We start from the raw sequence: 17,899 nt of genomic DNA on the forward strand, positions 1-17,899 counted from the left end.
GGGGCGGCGACCCACAAGGTCTGCACTCCGGCGGTGAAGAGTACAGCAATGGGCCTTTTTGCCCGCCGGTCACCACGTCGGCCATACACCCAGACACGTGATCAAGTCCCTTGATCCACACTTTTTCACTCGAACGTGTGTTTGGCGCAACCTTTCGAAAGCAACTACCGTTGTGCCGGAGGGAGACCATCGAGAGGGGCCGACGACGTGACCACCACCGCAGACAGTGCCACCATCACTGCCCAGGACCGCTCCCAGGGCCGACTCGAGCCGGTGCATGCGATGAACGAAGCCGCGAATCCGGAGGGACCCAAGCGCTCCCTTCCGGGCCGCCCTCCAGGCATCCGGGCGGACAGCTCGGGCCTCACCGAGCGGCAGCGCCGGGTGATCGAGGTCATCAGGGACTCGGTGCAGCGGCGCGGCTATCCGCCGTCCATGCGGGAGATCGGCCAGGCGGTCGGCCTGTCCAGCACCTCCTCGGTGGCCCACCAGCTCATGGCGCTCGAGCGCAAGGGCTTTCTGCGGCGTGACCCGCACCGCCCGCGCGCCTACGAGGTCCGCGGCTCGGACCAGGCCGCCACGCTGCAGCCCACCGACACGGTGGGCAAGCCCGCCGCGTCGTACGTTCCTCTGGTCGGCCGGATCGCCGCCGGTGGCCCGATCCTCGCCGAGGAGTCGGTCGAGGACGTCTTCCCTCTCCCCCGGCAGCTGGTCGGCGACGGTGAGCTGTTCGTCCTGAAGGTCGTCGGCGACTCGATGATCGAGGCCGCCATCTGTGACGGCGACTGGGTCACGGTCCGCCGCCAGCAGGTCGCCGAGAACGGCGACATCGTGGCCGCCATGATCGAGGGCGAGGCGACCGTCAAGCGCTTCAAGCGCGAGGACGGCCATGTCTGGCTGCTGCCGCACAACGCGGCGTACGAGCCGATCCCGGGTGACGACGCGACCATCCTCGGCAAGGTGGTGGCAGTCCTGCGGCGCGTCTGAGGAGCGCAGCGGCGGGCCTGTCGACCCGCCCCTTGATCGGGCCCCGGAACCTCTGCGCCGGTTCCGGGGCCCTGTTGTGCGCTCACCCGGCCGCCGTCTGCTCCTCCTCCGCCTGCCGGGCCGCGGCGTCGATGGCCGCCAGCGACTTACGCACCTGGTTGCGGTCGGTGGTGTACCAGAAGTCCGGCAGTGACGCCTTCAGATAGCCGCCGTAACGCGCCGTGGCCAGTCGCTGATCGAGTACGGCGACCACCCCGCGGTCCCCGGATGCGCGGACGAGACGTCCGGCGCCCTGGGCCATCAGCAGGGCCGCATGGGTGGCGGCGACCGCCATGAAGCCGTTGCCACCGGCGTCCTCCACCGCCTTCTGGCGGGCGCTCATCAGCGGGTCGTCGGGGCGCGGGAACGGGATCTTGTCCATCACGACCAGCTGACAGCTGGGGCCGGGGACGTCCACGCCCTGCCAGAGGGACAGCGTGCCGAACAGGCACGTCTTCGGGTCCGCCGCGAAGTTCTTGATCAGCTCGCCCAGCGTCTCCTCGCCCTGGAGCAGGATCGGGAACTCGGGGATGCGCGCACGCAGCTCCTCGGCGGCCAGCTGGGCGGCCCGCATCGACGAGAACAGGCCGAGTGTGCGGCCGCCCGCTGCCTGGATCAGTTCCGTCAGCTCGTCGAGCATGTCCCCGCGGTCGCCGTCCCGCGCGGGGCGCGACAGGTGCTTCGCGACGTACAGAATGCCCTGTTTGCGGTAGTCGAAGGGCGAACCGACGTCCACGCCCTTCCACTGCGGCACGTCGTCGCCCTCCGTGCCCTCCGGGGCAAGGCCGAGGGAGGCGCCGACGCCGTTGAAGTCGCCGCCGAGTTTGAGGGTCGCCGAGGTCAGGACGACGGAGCGGTCAGCGAAGAGTTTCTCGCGCAGCAGGCCCGAGACGGACATGGGGGCGACGCGCAGGGAGGCGCCGAAGCGGTCGTGGCGTTCGTACCAGACGACGTCCCACTCGGAACCGTTCGTGATCCGCTCCGCCACGTCGTGCACGTTCTCCACGGAGGCCAGCGCCTGCTTGCGGACCGCGTCCTCGTCCTGGACCGACTTGTCGCGGGTCGTGCCGAGCGCCGAGATGACGTTGCGTGCGGCGTCCCTCAGAGCCAGCAGGGCATAGCCGAGGTCCTCGGGGATCTCCTCCAGCCTGCCCGGCAGGGCCAGCTCCATCAGCCGCTCGAAACCCTCGGCGGCGGTCTGCAGCTGATCGGCGGCCTTCTCGTTGACGAGCTTCGCGGCGCGGCGCACCGCACGGTTGACCTGTCCGGGCGTGAGTTCGCCGGTGGCGACGCCGGTCACCCGTGAGACCAGCTCATGGGCCTCGTCGACGATCAGCACCTCGTGCTGCGGAAGGACCGGCGCGCCCTCGATGGCGTCGATCGCGAGCAGCGCGTGGTTGGTGACGACGACCTCGGCGAGCTTGGCGCGCTCGCGGGCCATCTCGGCGAAGCACTCGGCGCCGTAGGCGCACTTGGAGGCGCCCAGGCACTCCCGCGACGAGACGGAGACCTGCCCCCAGGCGCGGTCGGACACACCGGGCGTGAGGTCGTCACGGTCACCGGACTCGGTCTCGTCCGCCCAGTCGCGCAGCCGCAGCAGGTCCTGACCCAGCTTGCTGGTGGGCGCGGCCGCCTCGAACTGGTCGAACAGGCCCTCCTCCTCGTCCTGCGGGACGCCCTCGTGCAGACGGTGCAGACACAGGTAGTTCGAGCGGCCCTTGAGCATGGCGAACTCCGGGCGACGGCGCAGCAGGGGGTGCAGCGCGTCGACCGTGCGCGGCAGGTCACGCTCCACGAGCTGGCGCTGCAGCGCCAGGGTGGCCGTTGCCACCACGACTCGTTCCCCGTGCGCGAGCGCGGGCACGAGGTAACCGAGGGACTTACCGGTACCGGTGCCGGCCTGGACCAGCAGGTGCGAGCCGTCGTCGACCGCGTCCGCGACGGCTTGGGCCATGGTCACCTGGCCGGGGCGCTCCGCACCGCCGACGGCGGCGACGGCGGCATGCAGGAGTTCGGGGAGTGAGGGCTTCGTCATAGCGCGACCACCCTACGGCTCGGGACTGACAAACGGGCGGTCGAGCCGCGGACCAGGGGTTCTGCACTTCCTCAATCGGTTCTGCGCGACGGGAACCGGACCGGCCGGGCGAACGTTGCTCGTTGTGACGGGTCTGCGACCGACTGTCACAGCAGCTCTCGCAAGGACCGGTCCCGGATCACGAGGGCGGCCCGCTTGTCGGGCAGGTCGACCTCGGCCGCGAAGCGGAATCCGGCGGTCAGGAAGGCGGCTACGGAGGGTGCGTTGCGAAGGTCGGGCTCCGCCACGACGCGGGAACAGCTGAGGCGTTTGTCGAGGATCAGGTCGGCCACGGCTCGGAGCAGAGCGCTGCCGAGTCCTCGGCCGCGGTCGGTGACGCTGCCGATGAGGAGGTGGACACCGGTGTCGTGCGGCCGGGCGGGATAGTGGCGGGCCAGCGGGTCGAGATCGGCCCGGTAGATCTCCCAGTAGCTCATCGGTGTGCCCTCGAGGAGGCCGAGACAGGGGACACTGCGTCCGTCGCCGTCCAGTTGCGCGCGCAGATGGGCCTCGGTCACGCTCTGCGGTCCGGCCAACTGCCAGTACTCGGCGACGGCCGGGTCGTTCATCCACCGGCCGATGACCGGCAGGTCCCGCTCGACCTGGACGGGGACCAGCTGGAAGGCGCCGACAGGGGTGGCGGTGGCGCCCCAGTCCCCGACGCCGCCGAGGAGGTCGTCCACGGCGGATCCGGGCGCGGTCCTCTCCGCGAAGAGTGCGATGAAGTCGTCCGGCAGGTGAAGGTCGAGCGTGTCCTCGCTGTCGGTGCCCGCCTCGGCCGGTCCAGGGCGGAGCTCGGCGCCGCTCGGGCGCGGGGCGGCCGCGGCAGCGGCGGCCATGGGGATCGGTTCAGGATCGAGGACGGGGGCACCGGTGGCGGCGGGGGCCTGGTCCGTGGCTGCGCCGGCGTCGGCGGGAGACATGGCGCGCTCCTCTCGGCAGGGGATTCGTGTCAGGAGTGCAGGGGGTTCGCGATGGTGACGTAGACGGACTGGGTGTCGACCGGGCCGACGAGTTCGTCGAGGCCGTGCAGCCGGGTCAGCAGGTTGGCCTTGCAGCGCAGGACCGGCGAGTCGAGCAGACGGGCCGGCAGGGTCGAGCGGGTACGGGCAGGACCGGAGGCGAGACCACGGAGGAAGCGGCGGAATGCGGCCAGGAGCAGCCGTTCGTCGGCGAGCTTCTGGGAGCCGAAGGCACCGATGAGACCGAAGACGTTGTTGACGGCGAGGTAGTAGCCGAAGCGTTCGTCCGTGACCTCGTCGGAGACGAAGGTGTCGCTGCGCTCGCCGATGCCGGGCAGCAAGGCGTCGAGTTCCGCGCGCCGGGAGGCGCGGAAGTAGTAGCCCTGGTTGTCGCGGTAACGACCGCCCGCGGGCCAGCCGTCGGCGTCCAGCACCACCAGCGTGTTCTGCTGATGGGCCTCCAGGGCGATCCCTGCCTCGCCGTCGAGCCACACCACCGGACGGATCACCTGTTCGAGGTAGCGCAGGAACCACTCGGCGGCGACGGCTTCTCGCGGACGTCCGGTGCGCAGGGCGAGGCACCTGACGATGTCGGCCAGCCGGGACCGGACGACCGGGCCCGCTCCGGCCTGGTGATACGGCCTGGGCGCGACGAGGCCGGCGACGCAGCAGACGTCGTCCGCCGGGCCGAACGGATTGTGCCGGATCATCACGTCCAGCCCCGGCACGGGGGCGCCGTCCTGGTCGTCGACGGCCAGCCAGGCCGGGTCGCGGACGATGTCGAAGTGGGGGTGCGCCGCTCGCCACCGCTGGGACAGGCCACCGCGCAGGAGGCGGTGGACCTCGACGCCACGGTGCAGTTCCTTACGGAGGTTCTCACGACGGGAGTTGGTGATACGCAGGCCCAGCGACAGCTTGAGCATGGCCGGTGCGCCGGTGCGGTGAACGGTTCGTACGGAGGAGGTGGGATGCCAGGAGGGGCCGTAGGGGCCCAGGTCGCGGAGCAGTCCCGCGTCGAGCAGCGCCGCGGCGCCCGGGCGGTGCCGGACATCGCGCACCTGCCAGGGGTGCAGGGGCAGGGCGGCGTATCCCTCGGGCAGCGGCAGGCCCGCTCCGGCGAGTCGGGCCATGAGTCGGTCGGCTGGGACGGGCCGGCCGCTCTCGGTCCACGCCGAGTCGGTGGCGAGCACGGAGGGGGCGACCGCCATCCAGTGCAAGGGGAAGGAGCCTCGCAACTCCGGACAGAAGGGGCGGACTTCTGCCTCGGACAGACCCTCGCGGCTCTTCGGGGCCGGATGCAGCGGATGTCCGAGCACGAGGGCCTGCTCCGCGGAGAGGAAGTGGTCGGGACCGTCGGCGGGATGTTCGCGGCGGTCGGTGAGAAAGAGGGTGGTGCGCCGGACCGAGTCGGCCACGCGGGCGACGAGATCGACCGCCTCGTCACCGGCGGGAACAGCTGGCGGGACGCCGGTGGGAACACCGCCTGGGATCGGCGCTTCCCGCGCCAGCAGAGTGGCGACGGTGACGGCATCGGCCGGGGCCGCGGTGTCCGGGGCGCCGGCCAGGCGGGGCAGGCCGAAGCGGTGCCAGCCGGTCGGCGACCAGTGGTGTACGGGGACGAGGAGGGCCGTGCCGCTGGCCGGCAGAGGGACACGCAGGCTGTCGTCGCCGGGGTCGGCGATGCCCGTCTCGCGCACCCAGCAGCGGAGGAGGCTCTCCAGGGCTGCGACTTGGGCGGCTGTGTGCGGGTCGGGGTGATCCAGGAGGTCCGCGGCCGTGCGGTCCGGATGCGGGAGGTTCGGTGCGCCGTGGAGTTGGCGGGGGACCGTCTCGGTCGCGCCCAGAGAGGCGGAGGGGTGACCGTGAGTTGTCGGGGTTGCGTTCAAGACGGTTCCTTGTGGGTGTCGTTCGGGTCTTCGGGGCTCGGGTGTTGCAGGGCCGTAGGACATGGGGACCGGGCTCCAGTTCGGCTCGGGTGGCCCCGGCGGCCGGCCTCCGCCTGGTCCGTGCGCCCAGAAGGCCGGCCGGCAGGCCCGCTCGGCGGACGGCTGCCTCGGCCGAGCGGCTGCCCTGGCCCTGGGTCCGCCAGTTGCCCTGGCCCGCCAACCCGCTCGGCCGACCAGCGCCTGACCGACAGGCCCGCCGACCTGCCCGCGACACCGCAGCTCGGCAGCCGCGCAGCTCGGCAGCTCGGGCAGCTCCGAAGGCGCTATCCCGCTCCCCCCGCGCGTCCGGAGGATCGTTGCTGTCGCCCAGGAGGCCCGGTCCGGCGGGCACGGTCGGTGTGTGTCCGGGCCGCCGCTTCGACCGCGTCCGCCAGCCGGTCGAGCACCGCGGCCGACTGCTCGTCGGTGATCGTCAGCGGGGGCAGGAGTCGTACGACGCTCGCATGCCGACCGCCGAGTTCGATGATGAGGCCCCGTCGCAGGCATTCCCGCTGGACCGCGGCCGCGAGCTCGGGGGCCGCGGGTCTGGGCACGCGGGCCCCGGGCAGTGGCGGTGTGACGTCCTCTTCGGGAGCGGCGCCGGTCGGGTCCACCAGTTCCAGGCCGATCATCAGGCCGCGTCCCCGCACCTCGCCGATGCACGGGTACTCCTCGGCCAGTGCGCCGAGTTGGGAGAGCATGCGGGAGCCCAGGGTCGCGGCGCGTTCGGCGAGGCGGTTCTCGCGGACATGGGTGAGGGTGGCGGTGCCTGCGGCCATGGCGAGTTGGTTGCCGCGGAAGGTTCCCGCGTGGGCGCCCGGTTCCCAGACGTCGAGGTCGTCGCGGTAGACCACGACGGCCAGCGGCAGGCTGCCGCCGATGGCCTTGGACAGCACCATCACATCCGGTGTCACCCCGCTGTGTTCGACCCCCCAGAACGCGCCCGTACGGCCGACCCCGGTCTGGATCTCGTCGGCGATCAGCGGCACCGAGCGTTCCGCGGTGAGCCGCCGCATCCGCCGCATCCAGTCGTCCGGCGCGGGAATGACCCCGCCCTCGCCCTGCACCGGTTCGAGGATCATCCCGGCGGGCAGGGGCACACCCGATCTGGGGTCGTCCAGTACGGACTCGGTCCAGCGGGCCGCTAGTTCGGCTCCGCGGGGGCCGCCGACGCCGAAGGGGCAGCGGTAGTCCTGTGGGTAGGGCAGCCGGGCGACCCGGACGTCGGGGGCGTGCCCGGAGGCGGCGAGCGCTCCGGCGGTCATCCCGTGGTAGGCGCCGGCGAACGCCATGATCCCGGCGCGGCCGGTGGCGGCCCGGACGAGCTTGAACGCGGCCTCCACCGCGTCCGTCCCGGCCGGGCCGCAGAACTGCACGCGCGCGTGGTCGGCGAACCCGGCGGGCAGGGTGCGGAACAGTTCGTCGACGAAGGCGTCCTTGACGGGGGTGGCCAGGTCGAGGGCGTGCAGCGGTGCGCCGGAGTCGAGGACCTTGCGAACGGCCTCGAGGACGACGGGATGGTTGTGCCCGAGGGCGAGGGTGCCCGCGCCCGAGAGACAGTCCAGATAGCGGCGGCCGTCCGCGCCCTCGATGGTGAGCCCGCGCGCCCGGACCGGAACGATCGGCAGAGCGCGCGCGTAGGTGCGCGCGGACGACTCGCGCGCCGACTGGCGCCGCAGGATCCCCTCGTGCAGGGCGCGCGCCCCCGCAGGCGAACTCCCGGTCGGCGCACACTCCTCAGAAGCACACCCCCCGGGCCCAGACCCCCCGGGCGCAGACTCCGTCACGGTCACGGCTCCCTGTCCTCCCGCTGTCCCAAGGTGTCGGCCTCCACCTGTCCCGAGGGGCCGGCCTCCCAACTGCCGCAAGGCGTCGTCCCGCTGCCGCCTGCGGCCTGCCGGTCGGCACTGCGGTCGGCGCTGTCGGCGGCGAGTCGCACAACCGTCTCGCGGGGGCCCCGGCGTGGACAGCAGACCCCTCACCGTTACAACCGCCAACCGCTCAGAGAGTTACGGGTTGCTTCAAGATCCTTGCCGTGACGGAACCGTTGCCGTTCCGTCGGCAGTCCCCTACAGCGAGCGCATAGTGTGTGGTGCCGTTCCGCACGCTGTGAGCGCGCACGACCTCGGCCGGCCGGCTCGGGGGGGCTGCGGGGGCACGGCGGCACCAGCAAGTCCCGTCATACCAGGGGGAGTCAGAGCATGCGACCCATACGCCCGTCCGTCACCGCTCGCCGAAGGGGGAGCGCCCGGCGCACTGGCTCCCCGGCGCTGGCCGCTCTCGCTCTGGTCTCGGCGCTGGCGCTCACCGCCACCGGTTGCAACGGGGACGACGCCCACGCGGACGGCAAGCCCTCCGCGAGCGCCGACGACGCGGGCGGTTCGGGCGGCGACGGCAAGATCAAGATCCCGGACGACATCCGCGACAAGCTCAAGGAGCACGGGATCGACCTCGACAAGTGGAAGAACGGGGCCTGGAAGAACTGGGACAAGGACGACTGGCTGCGCGAGGCCAACGACTTCATCAACCCGATCATCCAGGGCCTGTGGGACCCGGACCGGATGCGCCGGGCCGAGGACCCGGACAAGGGTGTCGACGACAACGACATCTCCGGTGACCAGGGTGTCACCGACCCGACCCCGGCGCCGGTGAAGGCACGGGCGGTGGCGCCGCCCTACCACGCCAACGCCGCGACGGCGGGCAAGCTCTTCTTCGACTCCCCCGAGGGCACGATGGTCTGCTCGGCGACGGTGGTCGAGGATCCGGCCCACCCGGGCAAGTCCGACCTCGTGTGGACGGCCGGCCACTGTGTGCACGCCGGCAAGAAGGGCGGCTGGTACCGCAACATCGCCTTCGTGCCGTCGTACAACAACGCGGGCAAGAGCGCGGCCCAGTTGCAGAACGCCACCCGGGAGGAGGTCGCCCCGTACGGCGTGTGGTGGGTCGACTGGGCGCAGACCTCCGACCAGTGGATCGAGCAGGGCGGTGCGACCGGCGGGCAGGGCGCGTCGTACGACTTCGCCGTCATGCATGTGACGCCGGAGAAGGGCGGCAGCGGGAAGTCGCTGGAGGAGACCGTCGGTTCGGCGCTGCCGGTGAACTTCGACGCCCCGGCCGTGCCGAAGGTGGAGAGCATCACCGCGACCGGCTACCCGGCCGCGCCGCCGTACGACGGCCAGCTGCTGTACCAGTGCCAGGACAAGCCGGGACGGCTGTCGGTCAAGGCCTCCGACCCGACGATGTACCGCATCGGCTGCACCATGACCGGTGGTTCGTCCGGGGGCGGATGGGTCGAGAGGGGCGCGGACGGCAAGCCCGCGCTGGTGTCCAACACCTCGATCGGCCCGGCGACGTCGGGCTGGCTGGCCGGTCCGCGGCTGGGTCCGGTGGCCAAGGGCGTGTACGACTCGGTCAGCAAGAAGTTCGCCGGGCAGTGAGAAGCGCCCGGTGAACGCCGGGGGGATTCACCGACGGCGGTGGGGTGTCCGACGGAAACCTTCACCAGCCCACCGCCGTTCGCACTCATCCGCACCTGCATAGTGGGGTGTCGCTCCCCAGCAGGTTCTCGCGCACAGCGCCCGGGGACCATCGTCGGAGCCGCACTGACAAGCACATGACATCAAGCACCATCGAGAGCCACGCAGCCGTCAGGCACGGCGCGCGACAGGCAAACCAACCACAGCCGAACGAACCACAGGCAGAAGAACCACAGCCGAACGAACCAACGGGGGTTCTACGCACCATGCGTTCCACACGTACGCCGTCCGCGCTCCGGCACGGACGCCGGCGCGCCGTCCTCGCCGCCACCGCCCTGGCCGCGACGCTGACGCTCACCGCGACCGCCTGCGACGACTCGGGCAAGGACGACGCGAGCGGCAAGCCGGGCGCCACCGCTTCGCAGGCCGCCGGAGACGGCAGCGGTGGCGGTGACGGGAAGATCCACGTCCCCGCCGACATCGCGAACCGGCTCAAGGCGCACGGGATCGATGTCGACCAGTGGCAGAAGGGCGGCTGGAAGGACTGGGACAAGGACAAGTGGCTCAGCGCCGCCAAGGACTTCGTCAACCCGGTGATCAAGGGGTTGTGGAAGCCCGAGCGGATGAAGTCCGCCAAGGAGGCCAACAAGACGGTCACCACCAAGGACGCCGCCGCCGACCAGGGCGTCAGCGACCCGGCGCCGCAGCCCGTCCAGGCCCAGGCCGAGAAGACCCCGTACCACGAGAACGCCGCTCCGGTCGGCAAGGTCTTCTTCGACTCGCCCGAGGGTTCGATGGTCTGCTCCGGCACGGTCGTCAAGGACGTCAACCACCCGGGCAAGTCCAACCTGGTGTGGACGGCGGGCCACTGTGTGCACGCGGGCCAGGGCGGCGGCTGGTACCGCAACCTCGTCTTCGTCCCGGCCTACAACGACCTCGGCAAGTCCGCGTCCGAGCTGAGCAACGCCGACGCGTCCGAGGTCGCCCCGTACGGCGCCTGGTGGGCCGACTGGGCCTCCACCTCGAACCAGTGGATCCAGGGCGGCTCGGAGACGGGCGGCGCGGGAGCCGCGTACGACTACGCCGTGCTGCACGTGAAACCGGAGTCCGGCTCGAAGTCGCTGGAGGAGACCGTCGGGGCCGCGCTGGACGTGGACTTCTCCGCGCCGTCGGCCACCGAGGTCACCACGATGGGCGCGTGGGGCTACCCGGCCGCGCCGCCGTACAACGGTCTGAAGATGTTCCGGTGCCTGGACCGGCCGGGCCGGTTCTCGCTCAGCCCGTCCCTGCCGACGATGTACCGGATCGGCTGCACCATGACCGGTGGCTCGTCCGGTGGCGGCTGGTTCCGCGTGGTGGGCGGGAAGACCGAACTGGTCTCCAACACCTCGATCGGCCCGTCCGACAACACCTGGCTCGCGGGCCCGCAGCTGGGCCGGGGAGCCGAGGCGCTGTACCAGAACATGAGCAGGACGTACGGCGGCCAGTGACACCGACGGCATGACGAGGGCCCGCCCCCTGCGACAGGGAGCGGGCCCTCGTGCTGTACGTCGGAGCCGGGGCGGCTCAGAGCGCGGCGGCCGGCACGTACGGCGCCAGGTCCGCCGCGAGCTCGTCGTGCACCCGGGCCTTGAGCAGGGTGCCCTCCGCGGTGTGCTCCTCGGAGATCACCTCGCCCTCGGTGTGGGCGCGGGCGACCAGCTTGCCGTGGGTGTACGGCACGAGCGCCTCGATCTCGACGGACGGCCGGGGCAGCTCGTTGTCGATCAGGGCGCGCAGCTCGGCGATGCCCCGGCCGGTGCGGGCCGAGACGGCGATCGAGTGCTTCTCGATCCGCAGCAGCCGCTGGAGCACCAGCGGGTCGGCCGCGTCCGCCTTGTTGATCACGACGATCTCGGGTACTTCGGTGGCGCCGACGTCCCTGATCACCTCGCGCACGGCGGCCAGCTGCTCCTCCGGGTTCGGGTGCGAACCGTCCACGACGTGCAGGATCAGGTCGGAGTCGCCGACCTCCTCCATGGTGGAGCGGAACGCCTCGACCAGGTGGTGCGGCAGGTGCCGGACGAATCCGACGGTGTCGGCCAGCGTGTACAGCCGCCCGCTCGGGGTCTCGGCCCGGCGCACGGTCGGGTCCAGGGTCGCGAACAGCGCGTTCTCGACCAGGACGCCCGCGCCGGTGAGGCGGTTGAGCAGGGAGGACTTTCCGGCGTTGGTGTAACCCGCGATGGCGACGGAGGGCACCTTGTGGCGGCGTCGCTCCTGGCGCTTGATCTCGCGGCCGGTCTTCATGTCCGCGATCTCCCGGCGCATCTTCGCCATCTTCTCGCGGATCCGGCGCCGGTCTGTCTCGATCTTGGTCTCACCGGGACCACGCGTGGCGAGTCCGCCGCTGCCGCCGCCCATCTGACGGGACAGGGACTGACCCCAGCCGCGCAGCCTCGGCAGCATGTACTGCATCTGCGCGAGCGCGACCTGCGCCTTGCCCTCCCGGGACTTGGCGTGCTGGGCGAAGATGTCCAGGATCAGGGCCGTACGGTCGATGACCTTGACCTTGACGATGTCCTCGAGGTGGATCAGCTGACCCGGGCTGAGCTCACCGTCGCAGATGACGGTGTCCGCGCCCGTCTCCAGGACGATGTCGCGCAGCTCGTCGGCCTTGCCGGAGCCGATGTAGGTGGCCGCGTCGGGCTTGTCGCGGCGCTGGATCACACCGTCCAGCACGACCGCGCCGGCGGTCTCGGCGAGGGCGGCGAGCTCGGCCAGCGAGTTCTCCGCGTCCTGCACGGTCCCCGAGGTCCAGACGCCGACGAGGACGACCCGCTCCAGGCGGAGCTGACGGTACTCGACCTCGGTGACGTCCTCGAGCTCGGTGGAGAGGCCCGCGACACGGCGCAGGGCCGCGCGCTCCGAGCGGTCGAACTGGTCGCCGTCCCGCTCTCCGTCGATCTCGTGGCTCCAGGCGACGTCCTCTTCCATCAGGGCATCGGCCCGAAGACCTTCGGGGTAGGTGTGCGCGAGGCGCTTGGTGGCCTGGGAAGAGGAAGAAGAGGAGGTCATTGGGTCCTTACGTCGTTGGGAATCCGTGGTGCGGCGACGGAGCCGTGGAGAAGTCCGACGGGCTGTCCTCAGCAGTTCCGTCACTGCTGACAACGCACGAGTGCCCCGGGAGATTCCCCGTGCACCGTGCCGTGCCGACCCGAAGATGGTCGCACGGGACGGCCCGTCTCGTCACGGTGTTATTTCCCCGCCGCGGCGGCCGCTTCCGCACCGCCGCCGGCACGGCCTTCTCACCGACCGCGGCAAACGGAGTGTCCTGCCACGGTCACTTCTTCGCCTTTCTTCGCCTTTCTTCGCCTTTCTTCGCCTTCCACCGTCACCGCTTCATCGTCCGCGGCACGTTCTTCTGCCGCGGGGCGGGCTTCCAGTCCGGGTGGCCGGGCATCGGCGGGGTCTTCGCACCGTACAGCCAGGCCTTGAAGAAGCCGCTCAGGTCACGTCCGGCGACGTCCGAGGCCAGCCGTACGAAGTCGGCCGTGGTCGCCGTGGAGTCCCGGTTGCCGCGCACCCACGCGCGCTCCAGGCGCTCGAACGCCGCCTCGCCGATCTGCCGGCGCAGCGCGTACAGGACGAGGGCCGCGCCGTCGTAGACGTTCGCGCGGAAGATCCCCGTCTTCTGGCCGGCCGCCGGCGGCTTGGGTCGCGCGGGCGGGCCTCCGGCCGCGCGCCACTGGTCGGAGGCCCCGTAGGCGGCCTTCATCCGGGTCTCCATGGACTTGTGGGCCTTCTCCTCGGCGTACAGGGCCTCGTACCAGGTGGCGTGCCCCTCGTTGAGCCACAGGTCGGACCAGGCGCGCGGGGTGACGCTGTCGCCGAACCACTGGTGGGACAGCTCGTGCACCATCACCGACTCCACATACCACTTCGGGTAGGCGGGGTCGGTGAACAGATCTCTCTCGAAGAGAGAGAGGGTCTGTGTCTCGAGTTCGAAACCGGTGGTGGCCGAGGCCATGAGCAGGCCGTATGTCTCGAAGGGGTAGCGCCCGACCTTGCTCTCCATCCAGGCGATCTGGTCCGGGGTCTTGGCGAGCCACGGTTCGAGCGCCTTGCGGTCCTTGCTGGGGACGACGTCGCGGACGGGCAGACCGTGCGGGCCGGTGCGGTGCAGCACGGTGGAGCGGCCGATGGAGACCTGGGCCAGTTCGGTGGCCATGGGGTGCCGGGTGCGGTACGTCCAGGTGGCCCGGCCGCCGGCCCGGGCGACACCCTCCGGCAGGCCGTTGGCGACGGCCGTGTACCCGTCGGGGGCGGTGACCCGGATGGTGAACAGCGCCTTGTCGGAGGGGTGGTCGTTGCACGGGAACACCAGGTGCGCGGCGTCGGCCTGGTTGGCCATGGCGAGGCCGTCCGCGGTGCGCACCCAGCCGCCGTCCCGGCCCTGCGCCGTCGCGGGGTCGCTGGTGTGGTGCACGGTGATCCGCGTCAGGCTGTGCTCGGGCAGCGGGGCCTTCGGGGTGACGACGAGGTCCTCACCGGCGGTGGTGAACGCGGCCGGCCGGCCGTCGACCTCCACGGAGGCGACCTTGCCGTGCCCGAAGTCGAGGTTCACGCTCCGCAGCGTCCTCGTCACGCGGGCGTCGATCGTGGTGACGGCCTGGAGCGGCTTGCCGTTGTCGCCGGGGTAGGTGAAGGCGAGGTCGTACGACGCCACGTCGTAGCCGGGGTTGCCCAGATACGGGAAGAGCCGGTCGCCGACGCCGAGCGGGGTGGGCGGGGCGCTCGCGGCGAGGAGGCAGACGGAGACGGCGGACGCGAGAACGGTCGCCTTCAGGCGACGCATGGGACGGTGACGGAGAGTGCGCGGCATGCACCCACGGCTATCAGCGCCCGGCGGCGGTACGGCGACGACGCGCGCCCGGCCCACCCGAACGGGGCCCTCCAGGTTGCGGCCAGGGGTGGCATCTCCGGCCGAGACCTCTCCCCTCCCGGTTCAGGTCCCCGGCGGTTGGTGCTGCGGCTGGGCGCGGCTGACGTCGTAGACGCCCGGGACGTTGCGCATCGCCCGCATGAGGGCGGGCAGGCGGGCGGCGTCGGGGAGCTGAAGGGTGTAGGTGTGGTGGACGCGCTGCTGGGTCGGCGGGGCCACGGTCGCCGAGATGATCTCGACGCCTTCCAGGGCGATGGCCTCCGTCAGGTCGGCGAGCAGACGGGGGCGGCCGAACGATTCGGCGAGCAGCGTGACACGGCACGCGGCGGTCTCGCCCCAGCGCACGCCGACCTCGGGGCGCCCCGCGTCCTTCATCCGGGTCACGGTGGCGCACTCGACGCGGTGCACGGTCACCACTCCCCCGCGCACGGCGAACGCGGTGATCTCGTCCGGCGGCACGGGTGTGCAGCAGCCGGCGAGCCGCACGGTCGCGCGGGGCTGGTCGACGATGACGGCGCTCGCCGCCGGGGACCGGCCGCCGCGCACGCCCACCAGGGGCCCGTCCGCCCCCTCGGGCCTGCCGGGTTCCTCCGCCGTGGGCGCGGCGGCCGGGGACGACCCGTCGACGGCCCCCGGAAGCCCGCTCGCGGCGTCCTGAGCACCCGGCGTGGCCCGCCCGGCGGTCCCGGCCCCGTCGTCGGCCGTCGCCGGATGTGCCGCCAGCCACCGCTGGATGGCGATGCGGGCGGCGGGGGTGTGGGCGTGGTCGAGCCACTCCCTGGACGGCTCGGATGCGGGGTCCTGGCCCATGAGGAGCTGGACGGTGTCGCCGTCCCTCAGGACGGTGCTGAGCGTCGCCAGGCGGCCGTTGACGCGGGCGCCGATGCAGGCGTGGGCGTCCTCGCCGTACTGCGCGTAGGCCGCGTCCACGCAGGTCGCGCCCTCGGGCAGGCCCAGCGTGCCGCCGTCGGGCCGGAAGACGGTGATCTCGCGGTCCTGGGCGAGGTCCTCGCGCAGCGTGGACCAGAAGGTGTCGGGGTCGGGTGCCGCCCGCTGCCAGTCGAGGAGCCGGGAGAGCCAGCCGGGGCGGGTGGGGTCGACGCGCTCACCGTCGCCCGTCGACTGCTCCTCCGAAGGAGGAGCGTAGGGATTGCCGAGCGCGACGACCCCGGCCTCGGCGACCTTGTGCATCTGGTGGGTGCGGATGAGTACTTCGACGACCTGGCCGTCCTCCCGGGCGACGGCCGTGTGCAACGACTGGTAGAGGTTGAACTTGGGGACGGCGATGAAGTCCTTGAACTCCGAGACGACCGGCGTCATACAGGTGTGCAGTTCGCCGAGGACGGCGTAGCAGTCGGCGTCCTCGTTCACCAGCACGAGCAGCCGGCCGAAGTCGCAGCCGCGCAGCCGGCCGCGTTTACGGGCGACGCGGTGCACGGACACGAAGTGCCGTGGTCTGACGAGGGCTTCGGCGGAGATGTCGGCCTCGCGCAGCACACCGCGTACCTGTTCGGCGACCTCGGTGAGCGGGTCGCCCGGGCGGGCCGCGTTCTCGGCGATCAACTCCCGTGTGTACTCGTACTCCTCCGGGTGCAGGATCGCGAAGACCAGGTCCTCCAGTTCGGTCTTGAGTGCCTGCACACCGAGCCGTTCGGCGAGCGGGATGAGCACGTCCCTGGTCACCTTGGCGATGCGGGCCTGTTTCTCGGGGCGCATGACGCCGAGCGTGCGCATGTTGTGCAGCCGGTCGGCCAGTTTGATCGACATCACGCGGACGTCGTTGCCGGTGGCGACGAGCATCTTGCGGAAGGTCTCGGGCTCGGCCGCGGCCCCGTAGTCGACCTTCTCCAGCTTGGTGACGCCGTCGACGAGGTAGCGGACCTCCTCCCCGAACTCCTCACCCACCTGGTCGAGCGTCACGTCGGTGTCCTCGACGGTGTCGTGCAGGAGGGAGGCCGTCAACGTCGTCGTCTCGGCACCGAGTTCGGCGAGGATCAGGGTGACGGCTAGCGGATGCGTGATGTACGGCTCGCCGCTCTTGCGCATCTGGCCGCGGTGCGAGGACTCGGCCAGGACGTAGGCGCGGCGCAGCGGTTCGAGGTCCGCGTCGGGGAAGTGGGCGCGGTGCGCCTCGGCCACGTGGCCGATGGCGTCGGGCAGCCGGTCGCGGGCGGCGGTGCCGAGCAGCGCGGCCCGGCCGAGGCGGCGCAGGTCGATCCGCGGGCGGGCCCTCCTGCGGGGCGCCGCGGGCGCCACCGGGCCCGGGGCCGCGGGATTCGTGGCATCCGCACTCATGGGCACCTCCGGCTGCGTGGACCGGCGGACGGGACGCCCCAGGGCGTACTCGGCTCAGGGGTTGGCGTCGGATCCCCCGTCCGGGCCGGTGCTTGATGCTACCGAGCCCAGCACACCGGGCCGACCGCCTCTCGGAGAGCGTGAAACGGATCACCCATTCGAGCGATAGATCAGAGGTTTACGATTTCCGGCCACCTGACAGGAGGTCAGCCGGGGATTCGCTCCCGTGTCTGCTCTCCGGGCATGGATCCTGTGCCGTATCCGGCTCGCCACCCACCGCTGGACATGCTCCGCGGGCGCTCAACCGGCCGCTGTTTCCAGCCACTCCGCGTCGATCGCGCCCTCGGCGACGATCACCGCGGGGCCGGTCATCTCGATCTCGCCGTCCGGACGCTCGGTGATCACCAGCGTTCCGCCGGGCACGTCCACCGTGTAGGTGACCGGAGAACCGGAGACGGACGGGTCGGCGCCGTCGCGCCGGGCGGCCGCCACGGCGACGGCACAGGCGCCCGTGCCGCACGAGCGGGTCTCGCCGGCGCCGCGCTCGTGCACACGCATCGCGACGTGCCGGGGGCCGCGGTCGACCACGAACTCGACGTTCACCCCGTCCGGGTAGGCGGCGGCCGGGCTGAACGGGGGCGGGGAGTACAGGTCACCGGCGTCGGCGAGATCGTCGACGAAGGCGACCGCGTGCGGATTGCCCATGTTCACGTTCCGCGCGGGCCAGCTGTGCCGCCCGACGCTCACCGTGACCTCCCCCTCGGGAAGCCGCGCCCGGCCCATGCCCACGGTCACGTCCCCGTCCTTGGCGAGGTGCACCGTCTTCACGCCGCCGCGAGTGGCGATCGCGAGGTCGCCCTCGGTCACGTGCCCGGCGTGCTGGAGGTATCGCGCGAACACCCGTACGCCGTTGCCGCACATCTCCGCGATCGAGCCGTCGCCGTTGCGGTAGTCCATGAACCACTCGGCCTCGGCGGCCATCTCCCGGGCCTCGGGGTGCGCGGCCGACCGGACGACGTGCAGCACCCCGTCGCCGCCGATGCCCGCGCGCCGGTCGCACAGGGCGGCGACCGCGGCCGGGGACAGCTCGACGGTGTTCTCCGGGTCGGGGATGATCACGAAGTCGTTCTCCGTGCCGTGACCCTTGAGGAAGGCGATGCGGGTGCTCATGCCTCGATCGTACGGGGTGGGTACGACAACCCGGTGGCCACCCGGCA

Annotated in this window: 11 protein-coding genes; 3 read left to right on the forward strand and 8 right to left on the reverse strand. The window is 71.7% G+C overall.

Features of this window, described 5'->3' with window-relative positions:
* Nucleotides 1–207 precede the first annotated feature (207 nt).
* Nucleotides 208–987, forward strand: a complete 780-nt coding sequence (gene lexA, locus IE318_RS36415) for a transcriptional repressor LexA (RefSeq protein ID WP_189907219.1) — start codon at nucleotides 208–210, stop codon at nucleotides 985–987.
* A gap of 82 nt (nucleotides 988–1,069) precedes the next feature.
* Here lexA and IE318_RS36420 read toward each other — a convergent pair whose 3' ends face one another.
* From IE318_RS36420 to IE318_RS36435, 4 genes are all read right to left on the reverse strand, one after another.
* Nucleotides 1,070–3,061: an ATP-dependent DNA helicase gene (locus IE318_RS36420; RefSeq protein ID WP_189907220.1), complete on the reverse strand. Its 1,992-nt coding sequence runs from the start codon at nucleotides 3,059–3,061 to the stop codon at nucleotides 1,070–1,072.
* A gap of 146 nt (nucleotides 3,062–3,207) precedes the next feature.
* Nucleotides 3,208–4,023 carry a GNAT family N-acetyltransferase gene (locus IE318_RS36425; protein ID WP_189907221.1) on the reverse strand — a complete coding sequence of 272 codons (816 nt, stop codon included), beginning with the start codon at nucleotides 4,021–4,023 and terminating at the stop codon, nucleotides 3,208–3,210.
* Nucleotides 4,024–4,052: 29 nt separating this feature from the next.
* Nucleotides 4,053–5,948: an IucA/IucC family protein gene (locus IE318_RS36430; RefSeq protein WP_229903992.1), complete on the reverse strand. Its 1,896-nt coding sequence runs from the start codon at nucleotides 5,946–5,948 to the stop codon at nucleotides 4,053–4,055.
* A 323-nt stretch (nucleotides 5,949–6,271) separates the two neighbouring features.
* A complete protein-coding gene (locus IE318_RS36435; protein WP_373311384.1) occupies nucleotides 6,272–7,780 on the reverse strand; it encodes a diaminobutyrate--2-oxoglutarate transaminase family protein in 1,509 nt (502 codons plus the stop codon).
* Between the two features lie 408 nt (nucleotides 7,781–8,188).
* Between IE318_RS36435 and IE318_RS36440 the strand changes: the two genes are divergently transcribed.
* Both IE318_RS36440 and IE318_RS36445 read left to right on the forward strand, forming a co-directional pair.
* On the forward strand, nucleotides 8,189–9,424 hold the full coding sequence (locus IE318_RS36440) for a trypsin-like serine peptidase (RefSeq protein WP_189907224.1): 1,236 nt from the start codon (nucleotides 8,189–8,191) through the stop codon (nucleotides 9,422–9,424).
* A 305-nt stretch (nucleotides 9,425–9,729) separates the two neighbouring features.
* Entirely contained in the window at nucleotides 9,730–10,953 is a 1,224-nt protein-coding gene (locus tag IE318_RS36445; protein WP_189907225.1) for a trypsin-like serine peptidase, read from the forward strand.
* Between the two features lie 76 nt (nucleotides 10,954–11,029).
* Here the strand turns inward: IE318_RS36445 and hflX are convergent, their stop codons facing one another.
* The 4 genes from hflX to dapF form a co-directional block, all read right to left on the reverse strand.
* Nucleotides 11,030–12,520, reverse strand: coding sequence for a GTPase HflX (hflX, locus tag IE318_RS36450; protein ID WP_189907226.1), 1,491 nt, complete (start codon nucleotides 12,518–12,520; stop codon nucleotides 11,030–11,032).
* Between the two features lie 316 nt (nucleotides 12,521–12,836).
* Nucleotides 12,837–14,327, reverse strand: a complete 1,491-nt coding sequence (locus IE318_RS36455; RefSeq protein ID WP_189907227.1) for a M1 family metallopeptidase — start codon at nucleotides 14,325–14,327, stop codon at nucleotides 12,837–12,839.
* A 123-nt stretch (nucleotides 14,328–14,450) separates the two neighbouring features.
* Entirely contained in the window at nucleotides 14,451–16,682 is a 2,232-nt protein-coding gene (locus IE318_RS36460) for a RelA/SpoT family protein (RefSeq protein ID WP_189907228.1), read from the reverse strand.
* 300 nt (nucleotides 16,683–16,982) lie between these two features.
* Nucleotides 16,983–17,852, reverse strand: coding sequence for a diaminopimelate epimerase (dapF, locus tag IE318_RS36465; RefSeq protein ID WP_189907229.1), 870 nt, complete (start codon nucleotides 17,850–17,852; stop codon nucleotides 16,983–16,985).
* Nucleotides 17,853–17,899: the final 47 nt, after the last annotated feature.

The organism is Streptomyces spiralis (assembly GCF_014654675.1).
Lineage (GTDB): Bacteria > Actinomycetota > Actinomycetes > Streptomycetales > Streptomycetaceae > Streptomyces > Streptomyces spiralis.

Excerpts from the sequence above, each read along its gene's own strand:
- IE318_RS36420 (WP_189907220.1), bottom strand. The coding sequence starts at position 3,061 with ATGACGAAGCCCTCACTCCCCGAACTCCTGCATGCCGCCGTCGCCGCC.
- IE318_RS36425 (WP_189907221.1), bottom strand. The coding sequence starts at position 4,023 with ATGTCTCCCGCCGACGCCGGCGCAGCCACGGACCAGGCCCCCGCCGCC.
- IE318_RS36440 (WP_189907224.1), top strand. The coding sequence starts at position 8,189 with ATGCGACCCATACGCCCGTCCGTCACCGCTCGCCGAAGGGGGAGCGCC.
- IE318_RS36445 (WP_189907225.1), top strand. The coding sequence starts at position 9,730 with ATGCGTTCCACACGTACGCCGTCCGCGCTCCGGCACGGACGCCGGCGC.
- hflX (WP_189907226.1), bottom strand. The coding sequence starts at position 12,520 with ATGACCTCCTCTTCTTCCTCTTCCCAGGCCACCAAGCGCCTCGCGCAC.
- IE318_RS36455 (WP_189907227.1), bottom strand. The coding sequence starts at position 14,327 with ATGCCGCGCACTCTCCGTCACCGTCCCATGCGTCGCCTGAAGGCGACC.
- IE318_RS36460 (WP_189907228.1), bottom strand. The coding sequence starts at position 16,682 with ATGAGTGCGGATGCCACGAATCCCGCGGCCCCGGGCCCGGTGGCGCCC.
- dapF (WP_189907229.1), bottom strand. The coding sequence starts at position 17,852 with ATGAGCACCCGCATCGCCTTCCTCAAGGGTCACGGCACGGAGAACGAC.